Origin of the sequence: Caldimicrobium thiodismutans, from assembly GCF_001548275.1 — a bacterium.
In the GTDB taxonomy this organism is placed as follows: Bacteria; Desulfobacterota; Thermodesulfobacteria; order Thermodesulfobacteriales; family Thermodesulfobacteriaceae; genus Caldimicrobium; species Caldimicrobium thiodismutans.
In genome coordinates this window covers 949,725-972,705 of the sequence record NZ_AP014945.1, presented here as the reverse complement: position 1 = coordinate 972,705, position 22,981 = coordinate 949,725, and the positions used below count along the sequence as shown (strand labels likewise).

General features: G+C 39.6%; 19 protein-coding genes and 1 tRNA gene. 15 read left to right on the top strand and 5 right to left on the bottom strand.

Annotated features, from left to right (window positions below; all coding sequences use genetic code 11):
* Nucleotides 1-19: 19 nt before the first annotated feature.
* Entirely contained in the window at nt 20-778 is a 759-nt protein-coding gene (locus THC_RS04810; RefSeq protein WP_068514120.1) for a TlyA family RNA methyltransferase, read from the bottom strand.
* A complete protein-coding gene (locus THC_RS04805) occupies nt 771-2,336 on the bottom strand; it encodes an HDOD domain-containing protein (RefSeq protein ID WP_068514117.1) in 1,566 nt (521 codons plus the stop codon). The genes THC_RS04810 and THC_RS04805 overlap by 8 nt, the downstream gene beginning before the upstream one ends.
* Nucleotides 2,337-2,431: 95 nt before the next feature.
* On the opposite strand from THC_RS04805, the gene THC_RS04800 reads away from it, so the two are divergent.
* The 11 genes from THC_RS04800 to hypF all read left to right on the top strand — a co-directional run bounded on the left by THC_RS04800 (nt 2,432) and on the right by hypF (nt 16,685).
* Nucleotides 2,432-3,694: a glutamate-5-semialdehyde dehydrogenase gene (locus THC_RS04800; RefSeq protein WP_068514113.1), complete on the top strand. Its 1,263-nt coding sequence runs from the start codon at nt 2,432-2,434 to the stop codon at nt 3,692-3,694.
* Nucleotides 3,675-4,295 carry a nicotinate-nucleotide adenylyltransferase gene (nadD, locus tag THC_RS04795; protein ID WP_068514110.1) on the top strand — a complete coding sequence of 207 codons (621 nt, stop codon included), beginning with the start codon at nt 3,675-3,677 and terminating at the stop codon, nt 4,293-4,295. The genes THC_RS04800 and nadD overlap by 20 nt, the downstream gene beginning before the upstream one ends.
* Nucleotides 4,292-6,847, top strand: a complete 2,556-nt coding sequence (gene mutS / locus THC_RS04790) for a DNA mismatch repair protein MutS (RefSeq protein ID WP_068514106.1) — start codon at nt 4,292-4,294, stop codon at nt 6,845-6,847. Before nadD ends, mutS begins: the two co-directional genes overlap by 4 nt.
* The gene (locus THC_RS04785) at nt 6,844-9,243 is read left to right on the top strand and encodes an N-acetylmuramoyl-L-alanine amidase (protein WP_068514103.1); all 2,400 of its coding nucleotides are present in this window, start codon (nt 6,844-6,846) and stop codon (nt 9,241-9,243) included. The genes mutS and THC_RS04785 overlap by 4 nt, the downstream gene beginning before the upstream one ends.
* Nucleotides 9,224-10,411, top strand: coding sequence for an exo-beta-N-acetylmuramidase NamZ family protein (locus THC_RS04780; RefSeq protein ID WP_167344323.1), 1,188 nt, complete (start codon nt 9,224-9,226; stop codon nt 10,409-10,411). The genes THC_RS04785 and THC_RS04780 overlap by 20 nt, the downstream gene beginning before the upstream one ends.
* Before the next feature lie 76 nt (nt 10,412-10,487).
* A complete protein-coding gene (locus tag THC_RS04775) occupies nt 10,488-10,823 on the top strand; it encodes a DsrE family protein (RefSeq protein ID WP_068514098.1) in 336 nt (111 codons plus the stop codon).
* Between the two features lie 332 nt (nt 10,824-11,155).
* Nucleotides 11,156-12,502 carry a 4Fe-4S binding protein gene (locus THC_RS04770; RefSeq protein WP_068514095.1) on the top strand — a complete coding sequence of 449 codons (1,347 nt, stop codon included), beginning with the start codon at nt 11,156-11,158 and terminating at the stop codon, nt 12,500-12,502.
* Between the two features lie 166 nt (nt 12,503-12,668).
* Nucleotides 12,669-13,079, top strand: a complete 411-nt coding sequence (locus THC_RS04765) for an arsenate reductase ArsC (protein WP_068514092.1) — start codon at nt 12,669-12,671, stop codon at nt 13,077-13,079.
* Between the two features lie 3 nt (nt 13,080-13,082).
* Entirely contained in the window at nt 13,083-14,090 is a 1,008-nt protein-coding gene (gene hypE, locus THC_RS04760; RefSeq protein WP_068514090.1) for a hydrogenase expression/formation protein HypE, read from the top strand.
* Nucleotides 14,090-14,452, top strand: a complete 363-nt coding sequence (locus THC_RS04755) for a hydrogenase maturation nickel metallochaperone HypA/HybF (RefSeq protein ID WP_068514086.1) — start codon at nt 14,090-14,092, stop codon at nt 14,450-14,452. The genes hypE and THC_RS04755 overlap by 1 nt, the downstream gene beginning before the upstream one ends.
* Nucleotides 14,430-16,685 carry a carbamoyltransferase HypF gene (gene hypF / locus THC_RS04750; RefSeq protein ID WP_068514083.1) on the top strand — a complete coding sequence of 752 codons (2,256 nt, stop codon included), beginning with the start codon at nt 14,430-14,432 and terminating at the stop codon, nt 16,683-16,685. Before THC_RS04755 ends, hypF begins: the two co-directional genes overlap by 23 nt.
* On the opposite strand, the gene THC_RS04745 is transcribed toward hypF, so the two are convergent.
* Nucleotides 16,661-17,152 (bottom strand): hydrogenase maturation protease, encoded by a 492-nt coding sequence (locus THC_RS04745; protein WP_068514081.1) that lies wholly within the window; start codon nt 17,150-17,152, stop codon nt 16,661-16,663. The two genes, hypF and THC_RS04745, sit on opposite strands and share 25 nt — an antisense overlap.
* Nucleotides 17,153-17,617: 465 nt before the next feature.
* On the opposite strand from THC_RS04745, the gene THC_RS04740 reads away from it, so the two are divergent.
* Together THC_RS04740 and THC_RS04735 are read left to right on the top strand one after the other, a co-directional pair.
* Nucleotides 17,618-17,690: transfer RNA gene (locus THC_RS04740), tRNA-Glu, on the top strand.
* A gap of 149 nt (nt 17,691-17,839) precedes the next feature.
* On the top strand, nt 17,840-19,171 hold the full coding sequence (locus THC_RS04735; RefSeq protein ID WP_148638822.1) for a B12-binding domain-containing radical SAM protein: 1,332 nt from the start codon (nt 17,840-17,842) through the stop codon (nt 19,169-19,171).
* Here THC_RS04735 and THC_RS04730 read toward each other — a convergent pair.
* Both THC_RS04730 and purB read right to left on the bottom strand, forming a co-directional pair.
* Nucleotides 19,157-19,555: a (deoxy)nucleoside triphosphate pyrophosphohydrolase gene (locus THC_RS04730; protein WP_068514077.1), complete on the bottom strand. Its 399-nt coding sequence runs from the start codon at nt 19,553-19,555 to the stop codon at nt 19,157-19,159. The two genes, THC_RS04735 and THC_RS04730, sit on opposite strands and share 15 nt — an antisense overlap.
* Before the next feature lie 21 nt (nt 19,556-19,576).
* Nucleotides 19,577-20,899, bottom strand: coding sequence for an adenylosuccinate lyase (gene purB / locus THC_RS04725; protein WP_068514076.1), 1,323 nt, complete (start codon nt 20,897-20,899; stop codon nt 19,577-19,579).
* 141 nt (nt 20,900-21,040) lie between these two features.
* Between purB and THC_RS04720 the strand changes: the two genes are divergently transcribed.
* Both THC_RS04720 and mdh read left to right on the top strand, forming a co-directional pair.
* The gene (locus THC_RS04720) at nt 21,041-21,937 is read left to right on the top strand and encodes a PD-(D/E)XK nuclease family protein (RefSeq protein WP_068514074.1); all 897 of its coding nucleotides are present in this window, start codon (nt 21,041-21,043) and stop codon (nt 21,935-21,937) included.
* 10 nt (nt 21,938-21,947) lie between these two features.
* Nucleotides 21,948-22,871 (top strand): malate dehydrogenase, encoded by a 924-nt coding sequence (gene mdh / locus THC_RS04715; RefSeq protein ID WP_068514071.1) that lies wholly within the window; start codon nt 21,948-21,950, stop codon nt 22,869-22,871.
* Nucleotides 22,872-22,981 lie beyond the last annotated feature (110 nt).

Sequence of the window (22,981 nt, the reverse complement as noted above, 5' to 3'; positions counted from 1 at the left end):
TTGAAGCTTTTTTACTATATTATAGCATAGCTTGCTTTTTAAGGCAAATAAAAAATTCCTTATTCCCTTTGGCTCCAGGAATTGAACTTTCAGCAACTCCCAGAGGTCTTAAGCCAAGGGATTCTGCAAAAGACCAGATCTTTTGGACCACCTTGAAATGAAGCTTAGGGTCTCTGACTACACCCTTTTTTACCTCTTTCGGGGAGAGTTCAAATTGAGGTTTAATTAGGGCAAGAATCAAACCTTCTGCCTTAAGAAGAGGTATGAGGACAGGGAGAATCTTTTCAAGGGAAATAAAGGAGACATCTACTGTTATGAGATCAAATTTTTCTGGAAACATATCTGGTGTTAAGTATCTGGCATTAATATTTTCCATCAAAATCACCTGAGGATGATTCCGTAATTTAAAGTGGAGTTGCCCTTTACCTACATCAACGGCATAAATTTTTTGAGCACCTTTTAAGAGAAGGCAGTGGGTAAATCCTCCGGTTGAAGCTCCTACATCCAAGCATACCATGCCTTCAGGATTTATCTCAAAGACCTTAAGGGCCCCTTCAAGCTTAAGGCCTCCTCGGGAAACATAGGGTATATCCTCTTTAATTTGAAGAATCACACTTTCAGGAAAGGCCTCTCCTGGTTTTAAAACGGGGTGAAAATTTAACCCATCCATAGAATAAAAGACTTTTCCAGAAAGGATCAAGGCCTGAGCTTTTTGACGACTTTCAGCCAGGCCCCTTTTTACAAGAAGGAGATCAATCCGTGTTTTTTTACTACTCAATATCCTTTTCTATCCTCAGTAATAAAACTCTGTTTTGCTTTCTACTCTTAAGAAGATCCAGCCCCTTTTCTAAAAGTTTAATTAATGTCTCTACAGAAGGTTCTTTTTTGGGATCAACTTTTATGGGATCGTAGGTTATTACTGATATAAAAGGAGAGGCCTCAAGCTGATAGGTCCTAAAATAAAGTTCTTCAACCTTGCGTAAAAGTTTCCGGGCAACCACCATAGCCCCCTGGGAGGGGGTTTCAGGAAGAATAATCCAGAATCTATTCCAGTCCCTAAGTCTTCCAGTTATATCAACGCGCCTTAAAAGTTTTTGAAAATTTTGAGCTATCTCTTTAAGAAATTTTTCCTCTTCCCCAGCACCGTATTTCTTTCCAATTTCATCTAATTTTTCCAGTTCTACACAGAGAACACTAAAGGTTCTGCGATACCTTTTGGCTCTTAAAAGCTCTTCTTTTAGCCTTTTTAAAAAATAGGACTCCTGATAGACCTCTGTGAGCTCATCTAATATGGTTCTTTCCTTAAATTTAAGCCATAAAAGGTCTAATGTCTTTTCCAAATCTTTTTTTTCCAAGTGGAGTTCTAAAATTTTGTTTTTGTATTCTTCAATGGTTAATTTGAGGTCCTCTTCTTTGGTTTTTTGGGTGAGTTCAAGTTGCTTGAGTTCTCTTTCCTTTTCTTCCAGCCACTTTGAATGGGATATAAGTTTAAATTCATTCCATCCAAAAATCTCAAAATAGGTATTGACAATACTTGGAAAGACCTCTCCAAAGGTATCAATTTCTATATCTGTAAGAAAGGTTCCGGCCAATTCTTTAAATCTCTTCCAGCGCTCCTCTCTTCTGCGACTAAAAAAACTTCCCACACCTTCGTCAATCATTTGAAGAAGCAGTAAATCCTTTTTAATTTCAGGTGATACTTCTAAGGATGTGTTATCAGTAGAGTGATGATATAAGAGATTAAGGATAAATCTTCTGGGGAGACCATAGTTTTCAAAGTATTCAGCCCCTATTTCAGGATGAACTACTCCAAAAACTTCTCTTTCCGCTTCAAGAAGTGGTTTCCCCTCCCTTTTTAAATGTAAGACCTGTAAGTATTTTTCAGGGTTTATGTGATACATCACAATTATTCCATAATCAAGAAGAAAGGCTGAAAGAGGCAAGTGCTTGGAGATGTCCTCCACAAGGTCTGCAAAAAAATACATGGCTACTGCTTGGGATAGGGCTCTTGACCAGAATCTGGGGAAACTGAATTCGTTAAAGGTGGAACGCATAAGTTTCTTAGCAATTAGACCAAGGGCAAGAATGTGTAGCGTAGTCTCTCCGAGGACAAGACTTGCCATTCTAAAGTCATTAATAGGGGGTGCACCTTTTCGGAAATGTGGGAGATTTGCGATTTCAATAAGAAACCTGGATATCTCCTTTTCTGTCTGGAATACTTCCTCAATCTCCCGAGGGGTCTTGGTAAAGAGAGTTTGAAGGATCTTTATACCAAGATCGGGGAAAGGGGGCGGATTTTTATTTTCATTCTTTAAAAGCTCATCCAGGGCACCCATTGGCCACTTTATCCTTTTATGATAAAATTAAGATTTAAATTCTACACTTAGGTTATCGTCCTGACAAGAGAAATTTTTAATCTGGAGGTTTAAAAATGGAAGAAAAGTTAAAGACACTGGTTCTGGATATGGCAAAAAAAGCTAAATTAGCCTCTCGGACCTTAATGCAACTTAGCTCATCTGTTAAAAATGAGGTTCTTTTAAAGGTAGCTCAAAGACTTAGAGCAAATAAAGGCTATCTTCAGGAGGTAAATTCCAGGGATGTAAATTTAGCTTTGACTCAGGGGCTTAGCCCCGCCTTTATTGATAGACTTACCCTTTCAGATAAGGTTATAGAGGCTATGGCAAAGGGTTTAGAAGAGGTAGCGCAACTTCCTGATCCTGTGGGAGAGGTTGTAAAGATGTGGAGGCGCCCTAACGGGCTCCTTGTGGGAAGAATGCGCATTCCCTTAGGAGTTATAGCTATAATCTATGAAAGTCGTCCTAATGTAACCATTGATGCAGCAGGGCTTTGTTTTAAAAGTGGAAATGCAGTTCTTTTAAGAGGAGGGAAAGAGGCCTTAAATTCCAATCTGGCTTTAGCTGAGATCTTTAAGGGAGTTCTTGAAGAAATGGGGCTACCCCAGGAGGCTGTGCAGGTTATCCCAACCCCTGAGCGTAAAGCCATGGAATATCTTCTTGAACTGGAAGAATATATTGATCTTGTTATCCCGAGAGGAGGGGAAGGTTTGATTAGATTTGTAACAGAAAAGGCCAGAATGCCTGTTATTAAACATTATAAAGGGGTCTGTCATGTCTATGTAGATGAAGCAGCTGATCTCTCAAAGGCCCTGAGCATTGCAGTTAATGCCAAGTGTCAAAGACCGGGGGTATGTAATGCCATGGAGACCCTTCTTGTGCACAAAGCCATTGCTCCAAGCTTTCTCCCAGAGGTAGCCAGGGAATATGCAAAGTATGGGGTAGAAATCCGGGGCTGTCCAGAGACCCTAAAGTATATTCCCTATGCTAAAGCAGCCACCCCTTCTGACTATGGATACGAATTCTTAGATCTCATTTTAGCGGTGAAAGTGGTTGATTCCTTAGAGGAGGCCCTAAGTCACATTGCCCAGTATGGAAGTAATCACACGGAGGCTATAATTACAGAGAATTACTCCCGGGCTATGCAATTTTTAAAGGAGGTTGATGCAAGTTTGGTTCTTGTCAATGCCTCAACACGCTTTAATGATGGGGGAGAGCTTGGCTTAGGGGCTGAGATTGGTATTTCCACAACTAAGCTTCATGCCTACGGGCCCATGGGCCTTGAAGAACTTACTACAACCAAATTTATTGCCTTTGGTGATGGCCAGATCCGGAGTTAAGATAGGACTCTTAGGAGGGACCTTTGATCCACCCCATTTAGCACACTTAAGAATTGCAGAAGAGGCACGCGAGGCCTTTCAGCTCTCTGAGATCTGGTTTATTCCAGCAGGATACCCACCTCATAAAGAAAGACCTCTAACCTCCTTTGAAAAACGATTTGAAATGCTTTCCTTGGCTATTAAGGACAACCCCTTTTTTAAAGCCCTTGACCTTGAGAGAAAGGAGTCTCCTTCCTATACTCTCAAAACTCTCAAGAAACTTAAGGAGGCTTATTCTGAATATACCTTTTTTTTAATCCTTGGGTGGGATGCCTATTTTGAGATAGACTTTTGGTGGCATTATGAGAGTTTTCTGGATTATGTGGAGATAATTGTAGTCTCCCGTGGCAGGGGGAACTGGGAAAAGGCTCCTTTTCTTGTAAAAGAGAGGGCCCAAAGACTCTGGGGAAGGGAAAATATGGTCCATTTCCTTGAGGTCTTTCCCTTAGAGATCTCAAGCACTAAATTGAGAAAATATCTTCAACAGGGAAAAAGTATTCGCTATCTTGTTCCAGAAGAGGTCTATTTTTACATTCTTGAGCAGAAGTTGTATTCCTCATGAGAGGACTTCCTAAAACCGAGATTACCCCTATGTTTCGTCAATATTTTGAAATAAAGGGCAAACACCCTGATTGCATTCTCTTCTTTCGCTTAGGGGATTTTTATGAGATGTTTTTTGAGGATGCTGAAACAGTATCCCCTATTCTTGGACTTGTTTTAACCAAAAGAGAGGCTGGTAAAGACTTAACTGCTCCAATGTGTGGGATTCCGGCAGATAAGAGTGAGACCTACATTCAAAGACTCTTAGAGCTTGGCTTTAAAGTAGCTATCTGTGAACAGGTGGAAGATCCAGCCTTAGCCAAAGGTTTAGTGAAAAGAGAGGTTGTTAGGGTTTACACTCCAGGTCTTTTTGTTGATTTTCAGTTTCTTAAGGAAAAAGAAAAGACCTATCTTGCTTCCTTAGGCCTTGGGACGAAAAAGGCAGGCCTTGCCTTTCTTGAACTCTCCTGTGAAGAGTTTCTCTATACTGAGCTTCCTATTGAAAAGCTCTTAACGGAGATTCTCAAAAGAGAGCCCAGGGAGATACTTCTTGATACAGCCTTAAAAGAGACCGATCTTGTTAAAAGGGTTAACCAAAGTTTGCCTCAGGTTCATCTTACTTTTCTTGAAAAAGAGGCCTTTAGAATTTATCAGAAGGCCTATGAGGGGATCTCTGAATCTGAAGAGGTTAAAGCAGCTCTCTCAGGGATTCTCTATTATCTTAAGCTTTATCAACCCTCCTTAGCAGAAAGGCTTGGCCCCCCACTTTTTTATTTTCCAGAAGAATTCCTCTATTTAGATGAAAATACCAAGAGAAATCTTGAGCTTTTAAAAAACCTCTGGGATGGCACTGAAAAATATAGCCTCTACTGGGTCCTTGATAGAACTAAAACCCCTATGGGAGCTCGTCTCTTAAAGGAGTGGATACTTTATCCTTTAAGAGAAATTACTATCATTAAAAAAAGACAGAGGGGAATTGAGTTTTTCCTTGAAAATAGGGGGCTAAGGGAAAATCTTGTCCAGGGCCTTAAATCTTTAGCTGATCTTGAAAGGCTGGGAAGCAGGCTAAGCCTCAGGGTTATAAATCCACGGGAACTTGCTTTCTTAAGAGATGGCCTGAAGGTGCTCCCTGAGCTTAAAAATGGGCTAAAGCATGCCCTAAATTTTATTGATTGTCCAGAAATTTTAAGGGAGATTTACGAAGACCTTTCAGATATAGAGGATATCCTTGGTGAACTTGAAGGGAGTCTGGTGGAAAATCCCCCCTTAGCCTTGAAAGAGGGAGGAATTTTTAAGAAAGGGTATAGAGCAGAGATTGATGAGCTTAAAAATCTGCGAGAAAACAGTCTTCTTTTTCTCTCTCAGCTTGAGGCAGAACTTAAGGCTAAAACAGGGATTCCAACCCTTAAGATCGGATATAACAGGGTTTTTGGTTATTATGTAGAGGTCTCCAAGGGTTATCTACGAAGTGTGCCCTCTTATTTTGAGAGAAAACAGACTCTTGTCAATGCCGAAAGATTTATGGTCCCGGAACTAAAGGCCTTAGAGGAAAAAATCCTTTCAGCTGAAGAGAGGTTGAAAAACTTAGAGTATGAATTTTTTCTTGAGCTTAGAGAAAAAATGGCCAAGAAGGCTGAAGAGATTAAGACCTCAGCCAAGGCCTTAGCCCTCCTTGATGTGTTAATAGCCCTGGCAGAAGTTGCTGAAAAGTATAAATACATCTGTCCTGAGATTACCGAGGAGAGGGTTTTAGATATTGAGGAAGGGAGACACCCGGTTTTAGAGAGATTACAGGGAGAGGAAAATTTTATTCCTAACTCCCTTGAATTAAAAGAGGGAGATACGGAGGTTCTAATAATCACAGGGCCGAATATGGGTGGAAAATCTACCTTTTTAAGGCAAACTGCCCAGATTGTGCTTCTTGCACAGATGGGTAGTTTTGTTCCAGCTAAAAGGGCAAGAGTTGGCCTTTTTGATAAGATCTTTACAAGAATTGGGGCAGGGGATGAGCTCATTCGGGGGAAAAGCACCTTTATGGTTGAGATGAGCGAGTGTGCTCAAATTCTTAATAATGCTACAGATAGATCATTAGTCTTGTTAGATGAAGTGGGGCGAGGAACAAGCACCTTTGATGGAATGTCCCTTGCCTGGGCCATAACAGAGTATCTTTATAAGAAAAGGGTTTTTACTCTCCTTGCTACCCATTATTTTGAATTAACCGAGCTTGCCAAGGTCTATCCAGGGATCAAAAACTTTCATGCTGAGGTGAGGGAATGGCAGGATCAGGTAATTTTTTTATACCGCATTTTACCGGGGTCAGCTGATCAATCCTATGGAATTGAGGTTGCAAGATTGGCCGGTCTTCCGGAAATGGTCTTGCAGAGGGCTAAAGAGATCCTGAAAGAGGCTGAAGGGAAAAGACCAAGGTTTAAACAAAAACAACTTTCCCTCTTTTCAGGGGATGCAAAATCAGGACTTTTTGATAAAATTAAAAGCATTGATCCCGACAAGCTCAGCCCAAAGGAGGCCTTAGAATTTCTTTATCAATTAAAAAAAGAATTAGATGGTTTTTGAGCTCCTCTCTTTTTAAACACTGCGTTGTTGCCTTATTTGTAATTTTTCTCTGGATAAGCTCTTCCTTAGCAGAAAAAGTTATATATCATCAGGTAAAAAAAGGCGAGACCTTACAAAGCATAGCTAAAAAATATGGAGTTACTATAGAAAATCTCAAGGAATGGAACAATCTTAAAAAGTCTAAGGTCTTTGTGGGGCAGAAACTTGCTATCAAAAAAGAAGAGGCCTCTTCCAGGGGTAAAGCCAAAAGGGAAACGCAAGAGCCAGGGTTAGAAGGGCAGTCCCAAGCCAAGAAAGGAGAGAATACCTCCTATAGGGTAATTTATCACAGGGTTAAAAGGGGAGAGACCTTGCAGAGTATAGCCCAAAAATATGGAGTAACCCCTGAAGAACTGAAAGACTGGAACAAGCTTAAAAGTGATAAGGGTATATTAGGAAAAAGGCTTATAATTAAAAAGGAAAGGGCTGTGGATTCAGGTAAGGAAGAATCCTCTAAAAAGGCAACTTCATCAAGGCCAAAAGAGATTATCTATAGAGTTAAAGAGGGGGAAACTCTTTCTCAAATAGCTAAGCTTTTTGGAGTAACAGAGGAGGAAATAATCGCAGTCAATAAGCTTAAGGGGACAACTTTAAAGCCCGGACAGAGATTGATAATCAAAGTCTCTGAAGAAAAAAAAGGGGAGGAAAGGGCTGGGGAGGTATTAAAAAAAGAACCCGATACCCTGAAAGAGCTCTTTGAAAGACTGGAGACCCAAGCAGAGGCTCTTAAAAAGAAGCCCTTTGATAGAAGGGACTATCTTAAGCTGATCTCAGAATATAGAAGAATCTATCTTCTCTATCCAGGAAGTGAAATAGCTCCTTTGGCTCTCTTTCGGAGTGGAGACCTTTTTCTGGAGATTTACAAAAATTCTTTAAATAAAAAGGATGCTATTGAGGCAGGAAAGCGCTATGAACTTTTTTTGAAAAATTATTCTCAACATTCCTTAGCTGAAAAGGCCTATACTCAGCTTTACAATCTTTATAAAGAAGAATTAAAAGACAAGGCTCGCCTGGAAAGTCTTCAAAGGGAATGGGGGGATAGATTTCCCCAGGTAAAATCTATAAAGAAGGGAAAAGAGGGGGTAGCCCTTTTAGAACCTGCCAAAAAGGAGCTACCTAAGGTCTCTAAGGGTCCAACCTTAAAGGAAAAGAGCTCTCAGCCTTCCCTTATAGCTGATCTAAAAAAGGTTTTACACATTGAGCCTGTAACCGGGGAGGATTATACTCGCATTATTGTTGATCTTAATGGAAATTTTGAGTATCAGGCTAATCTTATTCCGAGGACAGAAGATACCCCTCCACGCCTTTATGTGGATCTTTTCCCGGCAGTTCTTGGTGAGAAGATTGAAAGAGCCATTGATCTTCAGGATAAGCATCTTCAGAGAATAAGAGTTGGCCAATTTGACCGGCAGACTGTTAGAATAGTCCTTGATTTGAGGAGTCTTACGGATTATAAATTTTTTAAACTCCAGGAACCTTATCAACTTATTATTGATCTTGTAGGAAAGGAGAAGAAAAAAGTAGAACCTAAGCCCCAGAAATTAGCTAAGACCAAAAAACCTGTAGAAAAAGGCGCAGTTAGAGAAAAACAAGAGCCTTTGGCTGAGAATGGAACAAAGTATATTAACCTTGCACGACAACTTGGGCTTGGGGTAAAGAGAATTATGCTTGATGCCGGTCATGGAGGGGAAGATCCCGGTGCTCTTGGTCCAAATGGACTTAAAGAGAAGGATATAACTTTAAAGTTGGTCAAATTAGTGGGGGGAAAACTTCTTGAGCGCTTAGGGGTTGAAGTAATCTATACTCGCACCAGTGATGTTTTTATTCCCCTTACTAAGAGGCCAGCGCTTGCTAATTCCCAAAAAGCAGATCTCTTTGTCTCTATCCATCTTAATGCCTCCCCGGATCCTCAAGGCAAAGGGATAGAGACCTATTATTTGAATTTTACTACAGATCCTGAGGCAATGAGAGTTGCAGCTCTTGAAAACAGGGCTAATGATAAAGGTCTTGCAGATCTTCAGGATTTGGTCAAGGCAGTTATTGCTAATACCAAACTTAATGAATCCCGTAAGCTTGCAGAAAAGGTGCAAAAGGAATTGGTAAGAGAGCTTTCTCGCCATTACCCAGATATTGAGGATCGTGGGGTAAAGTATGCCCCTTTTCTTGTGCTTGTCGGAACCCGTATGCCTGCTATTCTGGTTGAAGCAGATTTTATTACCAATCCAACAAGCGCAAAAAGACTCACTCAGGAAGAATACTTAGATAAGATCGCAGAGGGTATTGCTAAAGGAATAGAGGTTTATATCCAGAGCCTTAAATTATCAGGACTTGAATCCCTTGAAAGAAAAAACTTTTAAACTCGGTTTAGAGGTCTTTTTTGCAAAAGATCTTTATAAAAATTATAAAAAGGCCAAAATAGCCCTTTTAACCCATCAGGCAGCCCTTGATAGAACCTTCAGGCTCTCTTTTGAACTCTTTTATCGGGTCTTTGGAGAACGCTTGACTTTTATATTTTCCCCTCAACACGGCCTTTTTTCCGAGAAGCAGGCTAATATGATTGGTTCTCCCGATGAGAGAGAGCCCTTTTGGGGTATACCAGTAATTAGTCTTTATGGTCCGAGGCTTAGGCCAGATCCTGATAGGCTGAAAGAGATTGATGTTATTTTTGTTGATCTGCAGGATGTGGGCTGCAGGGTTTACACTTATATCTGGACCCTCTTTCTCCTTTTAGAATCTACTTTTTATGCTGGAAGGGAGGTTGTCATCCTTGATAGGCCCAATCCCCTTGCCTCTATAGTAGAAGGCCCGGTTCTTGAAGAGGAATATTATAGCTTTGTGGGATTAGATTGTCTTCCCCAACGCCATGGCCTAACTCTTGGAGAACTTGCTCTACTTTTTCAAAGGCGACATTTCTCCACACTTGATCTAAAAGTCATCTCCATGGAGGGATACCCCAGGAATAGCCTTTTTCCTGCCCTGGAAAGACCCTGGATATTTCCTTCCCCTAATCTTCCAACCTTTGAAAGTGCCCTTGTTTATCCAGGACTTGTCTTTTTTGAAGGAACTAATCTTTCTGAAGGAAGAGGCACAACCCTTCCTTTTTTAATCTTTGGAGCTCCCTATTTGAAGATTAAGATGTTAAGGGACTTTTTGGAAGAGGTTTTTCCAGAAACTAATTGGGGAGTTAAGTTAAGACCTATAGCCTTTGAGCCAACCTTTGACAAATGGAAAGGTATGCGATGTTATGGCTTTCAGATCCATTTAACAGATTATCTTAAATTTAGACCCGTTGAATTTGCCTTAAGACTTTTAAAGCTTATAAAAGATACACACCCAGACTTTGAATTTTTAGATATCCCCTATGAATTTGAGGAGAGATTAAGTCCTATTGAAATCCTCATCGGAAACAAAAGAGTCTTGCAATGGCTAAAGGGGAACCCTGAAAACCCAATTGAAACTCTTTTAAAGGCAAGGGTAGATCATTTTTTAAAAGAGGTAAAAACTATTCAGCTCTATAAAGATTGAGAAAAAATTAACAAATTCTGCAAAATTCAATATAATCTTTTATAATTTTTTAAAAATTTTTAGGGAGGTGGGAAAGATGTTAAAGGTTCTTTTTCATGTGCCAGATTCTTCAAGGTTTACAGCCTGTTTAAGGCAAGTTAATAATCTTTTAGCCACTATAAAAGAGGAGCCCTATGATATAAGGGTTCTGATTAATTTTGAAGGTATCAAAGTGGTTGAGAATTTTCAGCCCTATGAGGAGGCCTTTAAGGCTCTCACAGAAAAGGGGGTCAAGTTTTATTTCTGTCAAAATCCCTTTAAAACCTTTGGGCTCTCAACGGACTTAGTTCCTCCTCCTGCAGAGGTTATTGCCTCCGGTATCCGTGCCCTTGTGGACTGGCAAAAGGAAGGCTTCATGTATATAAGGCCTTAAAAATCAAAACCTCTTTGACTTTCCCCTTTTCCTTCTTTTCCCAGCAAGGAGTATAAATCTTCCAATTCACCTTTATCTCTTTGCAAAATTTGCAAAGGACTTGTTTTTTATTTTGTAAAAATTGCAAAATTTAGGCTTAGTCTTCTTTTAAAGCTCAGAAAAGACTTGATCTACCAGGGTATTAGTTCAGGCATATAATTTGATAAATGTAAAAAAATCCAGGGAGATTAAAAAGTGAAGAAAGAGATTAGATTTAGCGGGCCAATAAGGTCCTTTAATTAAGGGTTCAAGATGCCTTTATCCATGCAAATGAAATAGGGGGAGGACCGGGGATGAGAAAGAAAAAAGGCACGCTCAGGAGATTGCGGTATACAATCCTTTTTATATTTTTTATACTTCTTGTTTTCTACGGTATCCGCCATCAAGTAGTGGGAGGAGGCCCAGCAGGCTCTCCCAGTATTCATGCCTACTGCCCCTTTGGAGGGCTTGAAACAGCATACTTATATTTTACATCTGGCGAGTTTTTGAGAAAACTCTATTACTCAAACTTTATCCTGCTTGGAGCTGTGGTCTTGCTTGCTGGGGTTACAGGTGCTGGCTTTTGTGGCTGGATATGTCCTTTTGGCGCATTTCAGGAATGGCTTAATCGCCTGGGTAAAAAAGTTTTCAAAAAGACCTATGAATTACCTAAGGGTCTTGATAGAGCCCTTAGGTATATGAAATACCTTGTTCTTGCTGTGATATTACTCTTTACCTATAAAACCGGTAAGCTTGTTTTTGAGGATTATGATCCATTTTTTGCTTTGTTTCACTTCAAATTTGAAGAGCTTACAGTTGGGTTAGTGATTTTACTGTTGCTCATTCCGATATCACTTTTTCTTCGCAGGGCCTGGTGCAGGTATTTTTGCCCGCTGGGTGCATTCCTTTCCTTCTTCAACTGGATGAGCCGGTTTAAAATTATTAGAAAAGCAGACACATGCGTTGAATGCGGAGCATGCAAGAGAGTATGTCAGATGGCCATACAGATAGAAAAAGTTGAAAGAGTGCCAGAGACACACTGCATAAAATGTCTTGAATGTGTAGAAGTTTGTAAATATGAATCCTTAATCCTTCAAACACCCAAGTTTTTACCATCTACCCGCTATGTCCTGCCTGTTGTAATCCTGATTTTATTCCTTGGAACCATAGGTATATCAATGGCATCAGGTTTCTGGAAAAGCAAGGCACCAGCAGAGGTTGCCTTTAAAATTGCATCTCCTGATGAGATCAGGGGATGGATGACTTTAAGGGATGTGGCAAGGATATTTCATATCCCTGAAAAACAGCTTACTGTTAAGTTTTCAATTCCTGAAGAGGCGCTTGACATGCAGATTAGAAAGCTTGATAAATATGGTATTAAAGAGGAGGATGTAAGGCATAAAGTGAAGGAGCTTCAAATACAAACTGTAGAGGCTCGAAAGAAGGCACCAAGTCCTGAGGATATTGCAGGATGGATGACCCTTGAAGATGTCTCAGTCATGTTTGATATTCCTGTTGATGTTTTAAAGAAGAGGCTTGGTCTCAAACCAGAGGATTCCCCAAAGGTGCAGCTAAAATCCTTTAATGACAGGTATCCCCACTTTCCCAAAAAGGTAAGAGAAGAAGTAAAAAAGATTCTTGAGGAGAGAAAGAAATTTTAAGCTTATCCTGTGTTTTAGTGCCTAAGTTTTTAGATCCTTAGAAGAAAAAGGCAGGGTGGAAAAATTTTAGAAAATAGATGGCAGAAAAAATCTCAGTTAGGTTTTAAAAGATATAGCTTTATACCGAAGATTGCGGATAAGATAAAGGTTTGTTATAATTGGGGATATGAAGATTGCCTTTATCTGCAAGGGAAATTCTGCAAGAAGTCAGATGGCTGAAGTCTATGCTAAGCACTTTGCAAGGCTTTACAAGAAAGAGGTTGAAGTCTTTTCCGCAGGAGCAGATCCAGAAAAGGAGATAAACCCTTTTGTACTTGAGGTTATGAAAGAGGAGGGCTTTGACCTTTCAGAAAATCGCCCAAAGGGGCTTGAAGAGATTCCCTTAAAGGAACTTGATTTAATTATTACCCTCTGTGATCAGGCGGAAGAAACTTGTCCCTTCATACCAGGGGTGAAAAAAATTCATATGCCCTTTCCTGATCCCGCAAAACTTGAAGGTAAGGAGGTTTTATCCGAGGTAAGAAAAATTCGGGATCTTATTAAGCAAAAAGTTGAAGACCTAATAAAAACTTTATAATTCATGGCTGAAGAGGTTCTTCTTAGTATTTCAGGAGGTGGAGAGGAGACCCAGAAGTTCCTTGAAAAGATAATTTTAAAATATCTCGGGAATCACCTTTTAAATTCCCTTGAAGATTCAACTCTTCTTGAGGTTTCTACTTCTAAACTTGCCTTTACCACAGATTCTTTTACGGTAAAACCCCTTTTTTTCAAAGGGGGAGATATTGGGAAACTTTCCATTATAGGAACCCTAAATGACCTTGCGGTTATGGGAGCAAGGCCAAGGTTTTTATCTTTAAGTTTAATTATTGAAGAGGGTTTTCCTTTGCGAGATCTTGAAAGAATTCTTAAAAGCATGCAAGAAACCCTTTCAGAAAATAAAGTTCTTGTTGTTACTGGGGATACTAAAGTGGTTCCCAGGGGTGCTTTAGATGGGATCTATATTAATACTTCAGGACTTGGCGAGATAATTTATCCAGGGCTTTCTGCAAGAAATCTAAAGCCTGGAGATGTTATTATTCTCACTGGTTCTATTGGGGATCATGGGGTTTGCATTCTTGCTGAAAGGGAGGGCTTTAAATTTGAAGTGGATCTTGAGAGTGATTGTGCCTCCCTTTTTCCCATGCTTGAGCCTCTTTTCACAAGTTCTCTTGAGCTTCATGCTTTAAGGGATCCAACACGAGGTGGGCTTGCAGGGGTTCTTTATGAATGGGCAAGGGCTTCCAAGGTGGATATCTTAATCTATGAAGAGGAAATACCAGTTAAGCCACAGGTTAGAGCCTTTTGTGAGATCCTTGGATTTGAACCCTATCATTTTCCTTCAGAGGGTCGGGCTCTCATTTCTCTTCCTGAAAAAGAGGCAAATGTAGCTCTTGAAATTCTAAGGAGTCATCCCCTTGGGAGGAAATCAAAAATTATTGGAAAGGTCCTTGAAAAAAGGGAATACCCACGGGTTTATCTTGAAACCCCTTATGGAACAAGAAGAATCCTTGAACTTATGGAGGGCGAATTTTTGCCTCGTATTTGCTGATGCACGAATATTCCCTCTTTTTAAGTTTACTTAAAATCATTGAAGACCAGCTTAAGCCCTTCAAAAATCCAAGAGTTTCAAAGGCAGTTCTTTTAATAGGAGAATTCTCAGGAATTGATCTTGAGTATTTAAAAGAGGTAATCAAAAATTTTAAAAGGGGGACTCCTCTTGATAGGGCAGAAATTATCTTTGAAGAGGAGCCTTTGAAAGTTAGATGTTTTTCCTGTGGAAGAGAGGGAGAACCTCAAGAAAATAAGGCCCTTTGTCCTTTTTGTGGATCCTTTGAGGTAAAAATTATAGGTGGCCTGGATCTTATTCTTAAAACCCTTGAAATAGAAGATGAAGAAGGCTTTTCAAATTAAAATCATCGGAGTGGTTCAGGGAGTGGGTTTTAGACCCTTTGTTTACAGGCTTGCTAAGGAGTGCAAGCTTACAGGATGGGTTTTAAATTCTTCAGAGGGTGTAAGGATACAGATTGAGGGCTCAGAGGAAAATCTTCAAAAATTTATAAAAAGACTTAAAGCGCAAGCGCCTCCCCATGCGAAAATTTATAGATTGGAAATTAAGGAAGTGCCTATTGAGGGATTCAAAGATTTTGAAGTGATTAAAGCTAAAAAGGGAGGCGAAATTGAGCTTGATATTCTTCCTGATCTGGGAATATGTAATGAGTGTCTTTTTGAACTTTTTGATAAAAAGGATAGGCGTTATAGATATCCCTTTATAAGCTGTGTGAATTGTGGTCCAAGATTTAGTATTATTGAGAACCTTCCCTATGAAAGGGAAAACACCACTATGAAGGGCTTTCCTCTCTGTGGGGATTGTAAAAGGGAATATGAGGATCCCTTGGATAGAAGATTTCATGCAGAGCCCATTGCCTGCCCGGTTTGTGGACCAGGTATTGAATTATACAGTGGAGCGGGTCAAAAAATTGCCTCTGGTGAGGAAGCCTTAAAACTTGCCTGTAAATATTTAAAAGAGGGAAAAATTCTTGCTATTAAAGGACTTACAGGTTTTCATCTCATGGCACGAGCGGATGATCCCCAGATAATTGAAACCTTAAGAACTCATAAAAGAAGAAGTAAAAAACCCTTTGCAGTAATGTTTGGTAATATCCCTCAACTTGAAAATTTTGTAGAACTCTCAGAAAGTGATAAAGAACTTCTTCTTTCCCCTCAAGCTCCCATTCTTTTACTTCCTGATAAAGGGCTTCTTCCTAAAAATCTCAATGAAGGTTTAAACACCTTAGGGGTTTTTCTTCCTTATACACCCCTTCATCAACTACTTATTAAAGAGCTTTCTTTTCCTGTTATTGCCACCTCTGGAAACATTTCTGACGAGCCCATTGTTTTTGAGAATGAGGAGGCCCTATCAAAACTTTCAAACATTGCCGATTATTTTTTGCTTCATGATCGCCCCATTAGGCGGGGTCTTGATGATTCCGTTAGAAAAAGAGCAGGTGATTTATATATTTTTATAAGAAGGGCAAGGGGGTATGTGCCTCTTCCACTTTTGCTTGATTTCAGAATCAAAAGGGTTATTTTGGCAGTTGGGGCTCAGGAAAGGAATACCTTTTCTCTTGCCTTTAAAAATAAAATTATTTCAAGTCAGCACCTTGGAGATATAAAAAATTTAAAGAGTCTTTCCCACTTTGAAAGAAGTATCTATGATTTTCTCAATCTTTACAGGGTAAGGCCTGAAATAATAGTTTCAGATCTTCATCCAAGGTATGAGACAACAAGATGGGCTTACCAATATGCTAAAAAGGAGGGTATAACTTTTCTCCAGCTTCAGCACCATGTGGCTCATCTTTATTCTGTCTTTGCAGAAAAAGGCAAGATGCCCCATGAAGAAGTTTTGGGGATCTCCTTTGATGGGACAGGCTATGGTTTAGATAAAACTATCTGGGGAGGAGAATTCTTTAAAATAAAGGGGACTGATTTTGAAAGAATTTTTTCTTTAAGACCCTTTCGCTTAATTGGGGGTGAAGTTGCTGTTAAAGACACAAGAAGAATAGCCCTCTCCCTTCTTTTTGAAATCTTTGGAGATGAAGCCTTAAAGCTTCCTCTTCCCCTTTTTAAGAACTTTGAAGAAAGAGAGCTTTTCCTTCTTTATACTGCCTGGAAAAGGGGTATTAATTCACCCTTATGTAGTTCCATGGGAAGGCTTTTTGATGGGATTTCAGCTCTTCTGGGAATCTGCTATTATAACACCTATAGTGGGGAAGCACCTATGAGACTTGAAAGCCTTTATAAGCCCCATTTAAATGAGGTCTTTGAAATTTCAATTAAAAAGCCCTTTTACCTTGACTGGGAAGAGGTAATTAGAAGAACCCTTGAGTTAAGAGATTCGCCAGAAGTGGTTGCAACAGCTTTTATAAAGGGAGTGGCTAAGGCTATTTTAAGGGTAGCCCAATTGGTGGAATTAGAAAAGGTTGCTCTCTCAGGGGGAGTTTTTATGAATGGGCCCCTTCTTTCTGAGACCATAAGACTTTTAAGTGAGGGTGGGTTTAAGGTTCTGAGAAATGAGGCTTATCCGCCCAATGATGGAGGCATCTCTCTTGGTCAGGCCTTTTATGGAGCTTTACTTACTCTCTGAAAGGAAATACCCCATTCCTTTAAGAGAGAAAGGATTTTTTCCTTTAGTTCAGGTATTGCCCGTTTTACTTCCTCGGATAACTCAAGCCCAACCTCAAGATTTTTGGGTTCAATTCCTGCAAGAAAAATTTCTTCAAAATTTTTTCCTGCAAATTCAAGAATTCTTAAGAGATCAGGAAGACCTATTTCGTGAAGGGAAATTTTTTCTAAGGTATCCCTGGGTAGAGCTGAAAGAGGTTCAAAAAGGATAGTTCCTGGGGAATTTCCTGATTTTACCGCATCAATGATGATCACCTTTTCTGCGGAAAAAAGATAAGGAAGTAGAAAAAAAGCCCCTGTTCCCCCATCGTGGAGGATAACTTCTTCAGGGAAGAGAAATTCCTTTTCAAGTTCCTGAAGGAGCTTTACCCCGAGCCCCTCATCTCTTAAAAGAATATTTCCAAGTCCAAGGATTAAAACTTTGGCCATGCTTAACATCCCCTTTAATTTTTTTTACTTCTTGACCTAAGGATACCTACAAAGGGGGGAAAGTCAAATTTGCATAAGTTCAGATCATTACAAGAAAATGGAAGGGGGATAAAAGGGGAATTAGATATCTATACAAGGGAAGCTTTACAAATCTGTGAATGTAACACAGGCAATCTTGCCTGTAAAAGTAAATTACACTCCAATCTGTAAAAGAAACACAGACAAGAATGTCTGTGCTACAAGAGACCCACAAAAAAATTCAAGGGGTTTAAAATTTTAAACCCCTACTATTTTGATTTTGCAGATTATTTATCCTTTCTTTCCAAAGGGGAACGGGTATGTGGAGAGATTTAATTTGTGTTACGCCCTAAGAAAAAATCCTATAGAGTCTCAAAAGATATGGACGCAAACATTTGCTTGACAATTCAAGGATAGAGATTATTATTAAATAGATTTGTAAATTTTGCCCCCATCGTCTAGTGGCCAAGGATACTGGCCTCTCACGCCAGAGACACGGGTTCGAATCCCGTTGGGGGCGCTTTTAAATAAAAATAACGCTCTTTTAATAAATCTTCCCATTTTTTCAACTATTCCTAAAAAAATAAAATCCCTAAAAGGAAAAATTTTTCAGAACCCCTATAAAAATTGAGATAGCAAATTTCAGGCTTGGACATTAAATTTGAAATTATGCATAAGGTTGATTTTCTTCTCATAAATCCCTGGATCTATGACTTTTCTGCCCATGATTTCTGGCTAAAGCCCTATGGGCTTTTGAAACTGGCAGGGCTTTTGAGAAAGGAAGGCTATAAAATTTATTTTCTTGATCTTCTTGATCCCTTTCACCCAGAGCTCCCTAAAACTCCCAAAAGAAAGGCCTATGGAACAGGGCATTTTTACAAGGAGGTAAGCCTTAAACCCTATTTTTTCCTTGATGTTCCAAGAAGATATTTTCGCTATGGCCTTCCCTTTGAGCTCTTTTTAAAGGAAATCTCAAACCTTAAATTCAAGGCAGTTATGCTTTCAACCACTATGACCTATTGGTATCCTGGACTTTTCGTGCTGATAGATTTTTTTGCTAAGAATTATCCAGATATTCCCATCTTCGTTGGTGGGATTTATGCCAAACTCTGCAGAGCCCATCTTGAGAATTTTCTCTCTCTTTATCCAGACTCAAGAATAGAAATAGCATCTTACCCCATTGAAAATTTTATTGAAAGGCTAAAAAAGGAGTTTCCACTCACCGGAGAAACTCATCCCCATGACTATCCTTCCTTTGATCTTTATAAAAAAATTCCCTATGTGGTTTTATTAACCTCGCTTGGATGCCCATTTAATTGCCCTTATTGTGCCTCCAAAAAAATTTTTTCAAAATTTATCCAAAGGGATCCTCATTTAGTGGTAGAAGAAATTCTCTACTGGAACAAAAATTTTAATATTATAGACTTTGCCTTTTATGATGATGCCCTGCTTGTGAATTTTGAGAAACATCTTGGGGTTATTCTTGAAGAACTTTTAAAAAGAAACATTAAAGTTCGTTTTCATACTCCCAATGCCCTTCATGCAAGGTTTATCACCAAAGAGGCCGCAAAGCTTTTAAAAGAGGGAGGTTTTGTAACTATAAGGCTTGGGCTTGAGAGGATTGAGAATCGTATTGATGAGAAGGTTACCTTAGAGGAGTTTGAAGAGGCAGTAAGGAATCTTAAAGAGGCAGGTTTTACTGCAAAGGAACTTGGGGCCTATCTTCTTTATGGACTTCCAGAGGAAGATTTTAAGGCTGTTGAAAGGGCTTTAAAACATCTTGAAAAGCTTCAAGTTTCTCCTTATCTTTCTGAATTTTCACCTATTCCAGGAACTTCGCTTTTTGAGGAGGCTAAAAAGACCTCCCGCTATCCCCTTTCAGAGGATCCTCTTTTTACCAACAAAAGTGTCTTTCCTGCTCTAAAAAATCCAGACTGGGAAGAGATTCACCGCATCAAAAATCTGGCAAGAACTATAAGAAAAGCTTTAATTTCCTCTTAAAGTCTTGAGGTTTTCTATTAACCTTCTATCCGGGGGGCAAAGCGCTAAGTTTAAAGCCTCTTCTATGGTATAAAAACCTCCCTCTTCAGCCTCTTTCAGTAAGAGTTCTCCCTCATATTCCTTTACCAAAAAGAGATTTATTTCTATAGTAAATTCCCCTTTTTCTTCCCTTTCGCTCGCTATAAATTCTACTTCCTTTACCTTTATTCCAAGCTCTTCAAAGAGCTCTCTTTTTAAGGCCTCCTTCAATTCCTCCCCCTTTTCAACTTTTCCCCCTGGAAACTCAAAAAGCCCTCCATCCCTTTTCTCCTTAGGCCTTTTAACAAGAAAGACCTTTCCCTCTTTACAAATTAAACCTGCAACTACCTTTAAAAGGGGCTTCATAAACCCTGAGTATTCCTTAGCTTAAGCAAAGACCCTTGCAAAGATGGTATCCACCCGGGAGAGATAATTTTTTAAGTCAAAGAGACTCTCAAGTTCTTCTGGACTTAAATAATTTCTAACCCTTTCATCCCTTAATAAAGCCTCTTTAAAATGAAGATTTTCCTCTTTCCAGACCTTCATGGCATTTTCCTGAACAATCATATAGGCTTCCTCCCTGGTTAAACCCTTCTCAACAAGGGAGAGAAGCACCTGCTGAGAAAAAATAAGTCCTCTAAGGAGATGGAGATTTTTAAGCATCCTTTCAGGATAGACCTGAAGATTTTTAATTACATAATTAAGTCTTACCAAGGCAAAATCAGAGAGGGCAGTTGCAGAGGGGATAATCATTCTTTCAGAGGAGGAGTGGCTAATATCTCTTTCATGCCAAAGGACTACATTCTCAAGGGCTGGGATCACATAAGCCCTAATTGTTCTTGCAAGCCCGCAGAGATTCTCTGTTAAAATAGGATTTCTCTTATGGGGCATGGCGGATGAGCCCTTTTGCCCGGCATGAAAGGGTTCTTCTGCCTCAAGGACTTCTGTTCTTTGCAGGTGTCTGATTTCCGTTGCCATTTTCTCTATAGAGCTTGCAAGAATTCCAAGGGCACACATGTATTCTGCATAACGATCCCTTTGAACAATCTGGTTGGAAATGGGCTCTGGTTTTAATCCCAGTTTTTCACAAGTGTAGGCCTCAATTTCAGGAGGAAGATGAGCAAAGGTCCCAACAGCACCAGAAATTTTTCCATAGGAGATATTCTCCTTTGCCCGAAGAAGTCTCTCTTTATTTCTTTTCATCTCTTCATAAAAAAGGGCCATTTTCAATCCAAAGGTGATAGGTTCAGCATGAATTCCATGAGTTCTTCCAATCATGGGTGTATCTTTATATTGAAAAGCCTTTTGCTTTAAGCTTTCAAGGAGATTATCCAGATCTTCAAGGATAATCTCCATGGCCCTTTTCATTCTATAAGCCATGGCAGTATCAAGCATATCCGATGAGGTCATTCCCAGATGAAGATATCTTGCAGAGGGTCCAGCAATTTCAGCAAGGTGAGTGAGAAAGGCTATGACATCATGACGGGTCTCTTTTTCAATCTCTTCAACCCTTTTTACATTTTCTTCAGTAAAACCCTTTTCCATGTAGGGAGTTAATTTTTCTTTAAGTATCTGGTAATCTTTTTCTGGCACCTTTCCCAGTTTATACCAGGCCTCCATGGCATAGAATTCAACAAGTAGCCAGACCCTTAACTTTTCCTCCTCACTCCAAAGCTTTGCCATAACCGGTCTTGTATAACGGGGAATCATGGTCTCCTCCCTTTAGTTGATTTTTCGTATTTTATCAAATCTTTTTTATTTCTCAAAACACTTTTAAGATTTTGTCTAAGGACTTAATATCTTGTTTTTTTTCATTTTTCTTTTAAGTTTAAAAATTAAGGAGGGACTTTTATGCAAAGGGCTAAAAAAAGTATTAGATCCAAAGTAGCCTTAAAGGAAATGTTAATTCGGGATCTCCCTGAGCTTTTAAAGGAAGATCCCCTTCTTAAGGATTATGTAGCAAGTCTTTTCAAAGAAAATTTTGCTGACAAAAGAACCACTGAAGAAGAGATCAAAGCCCTTTTAGAAGAGATCAAGAACTTAAGAATTGAGAGTGAAAAAAGATGGGAAGAACATTCTCAGATTCTGAAGGAGCATTCAAAGAGGTTTGAGGAGCATTCAAAGAGGTTTGAGGAGCAATCTCAGATACTGAAAGAGCATTCAAAGAGACTTGAGGAGCAATCTCAGATACTGAAAGAGCATTCAAAGAGACTTGAGGAACATTCTCAGATACTGAAAGAGCATTCAAAGAGGCTTGAGGAACATTCTCAGAAGCTTGAAGAACTCTCTCAAGGCAATAAAATCCTGATGGAAGAAATCCTTGCCTTAAGAAAGAGACAGGATGTGCAGATTGGTGCCCTCGGGGCAAGATGGGGAATTAAATCAGAAAAAACCTTTCGCAATGCAGTAAAAGGTCTCCTTGAGGAAACCTTTGGGGTCAAGGTAGAACATTATGAAACAACTGATTTAGAAGGTGAGGTCTTTGAGGGTTTTCCTGGTAAAACTGTTGAAATTGACCTTATTATTAGAGATGGTGAGCTTATTGTAGCTGAGATTAAGTCTTCCGTTAGTCCTGCAGATGTCCTGCTTTTTGAGAGAAAGGTAAAGTTTTTTGAGAAAAAAGAAGGTAGAAGGGTCACAAGAAAAATAATTATCTCTCCAATGATTGACCGTGAGGCAAAGAACTTTTGCAAAAGTCTTGGGATAACCTTTTACACTGATGTCCCTGATAGAGAAGCAGGATTATAAGGAGGACTTCATGAAGCTTTCAATTATTGGAGCAGGAGCTGTTGGAACAAGCTGTGCTCATTGGGCTGTGGTTAAAAAAGTAGCTGAAGAAATTTTTCTTTTTGATGTTGTGCCAGGTCTTGCTCAAGGCAAAGCCCTTGATCTTGCCCAGAGTGCCCCCCTTTATGGCTTTTCAGGGAAAATTTATGGCACTGAGGACTTCTCTCTTTTAAAAAAGAGCCATGTGGTGATTATTACCGCAGGCAAACCAAGAACCCCTGGCATGAGCAGGGAAGACCTCCTTAAGATTAATGCGGAAATTGTAAGGTCCTGTGCAGAAAAGATCAAACTCTATGCACCAGAAAGTATTGTCATTGTGGTCTCTAATCCCCTTGATGCCATGGTGTATGTGGCTTATAAAGTGACAGGTTTTCCCAAGGAAAGGATATTGGGAATGGCAGGGGTCCTTGATTCTGCAAGATATCGCTATTTTATTGCTGAAGCCCTGAATGTCTCCCCTAAGGATGTGCAGGCCCTTGTCATGGGAGTCCATGGAGATTTGATGATACCTCTGGTTAGATTAGCTAATGTTTCCGGAATCCCCATTACAGAGCTTCTTCCTCAAGAAAAGATAAATGAAATAGTGTATCGCACTAAATTTGGGGGAGGTGAAATAGTAAGTCTTTTAAAAAGTGGAAGTGCCTTTACCACTCCCGGGCTTGCAACCATTGAGATGGCAGAAAGCATCCTTAGAGATGAAAAAAGAGTCCTTACCTGTTCAGTCCTTTTAGAGGGAGAATATGGTATCTCAGGGGTTTTTCTGGGTGTCCCGGTAATTCTTGGAAAAAGGGGAGTTGAAAGGATCCTTGAAATAAAATTAACCCCTGAGGAAGCGGAACAACTTAAAAAATGCGAAGAGTCCTGTAAAAATCTTACTGGGTCCCTCTTTTTTTAAAGGATGGTCCTTACTTCTGTATAAGTTCAGATCCTTACAAGAAAAAGTGGGGTAAAAGGGGAATTAGATATCTATACAGGTGAGGCCTTTACAAGTCTGTAAAAGTAACA

Bases quoted from the DNA above. Each gene is read 5' to 3' on its own strand.
- THC_RS04735 (WP_148638822.1), top strand. From the start codon at position 17,840: ATGCATAAGGTTGATTTTCTTCTCATAAATCCCTGGATCTATGACTTT.
- THC_RS04800 (WP_068514113.1), top strand. From the start codon at position 2,432: ATGGAAGAAAAGTTAAAGACACTGGTTCTGGATATGGCAAAAAAAGCT.
- purB (WP_068514076.1), bottom strand. From the start codon at position 20,899: ATGATTCCCCGTTATACAAGACCGGTTATGGCAAAGCTTTGGAGTGAG.
- THC_RS04745 (WP_068514081.1), bottom strand. From the start codon at position 17,152: ATGGCCAAAGTTTTAATCCTTGGACTTGGAAATATTCTTTTAAGAGAT.
- THC_RS04775 (WP_068514098.1), top strand. From the start codon at position 10,488: ATGTTAAAGGTTCTTTTTCATGTGCCAGATTCTTCAAGGTTTACAGCC.
- THC_RS04730 (WP_068514077.1), bottom strand. From the start codon at position 19,555: ATGAAGCCCCTTTTAAAGGTAGTTGCAGGTTTAATTTGTAAAGAGGGA.
- hypF (WP_068514083.1), top strand. From the start codon at position 14,430: ATGAAGAAGGCTTTTCAAATTAAAATCATCGGAGTGGTTCAGGGAGTG.
- mdh (WP_068514071.1), top strand. From the start codon at position 21,948: ATGAAGCTTTCAATTATTGGAGCAGGAGCTGTTGGAACAAGCTGTGCT.
- THC_RS04765 (WP_068514092.1), top strand. From the start codon at position 12,669: ATGAAGATTGCCTTTATCTGCAAGGGAAATTCTGCAAGAAGTCAGATG.
- mutS (WP_068514106.1), top strand. From the start codon at position 4,292: ATGAGAGGACTTCCTAAAACCGAGATTACCCCTATGTTTCGTCAATAT.
- hypE (WP_068514090.1), top strand. From the start codon at position 13,083: ATGGCTGAAGAGGTTCTTCTTAGTATTTCAGGAGGTGGAGAGGAGACC.
- nadD (WP_068514110.1), top strand. From the start codon at position 3,675: ATGGCCAGATCCGGAGTTAAGATAGGACTCTTAGGAGGGACCTTTGAT.
- THC_RS04770 (WP_068514095.1), top strand. From the start codon at position 11,156: ATGAGAAAGAAAAAAGGCACGCTCAGGAGATTGCGGTATACAATCCTT.
- THC_RS04805 (WP_068514117.1), bottom strand. From the start codon at position 2,336: ATGGGTGCCCTGGATGAGCTTTTAAAGAATGAAAATAAAAATCCGCCC.
- THC_RS04755 (WP_068514086.1), top strand. From the start codon at position 14,090: ATGCACGAATATTCCCTCTTTTTAAGTTTACTTAAAATCATTGAAGAC.
- THC_RS04720 (WP_068514074.1), top strand. From the start codon at position 21,041: ATGCAAAGGGCTAAAAAAAGTATTAGATCCAAAGTAGCCTTAAAGGAA.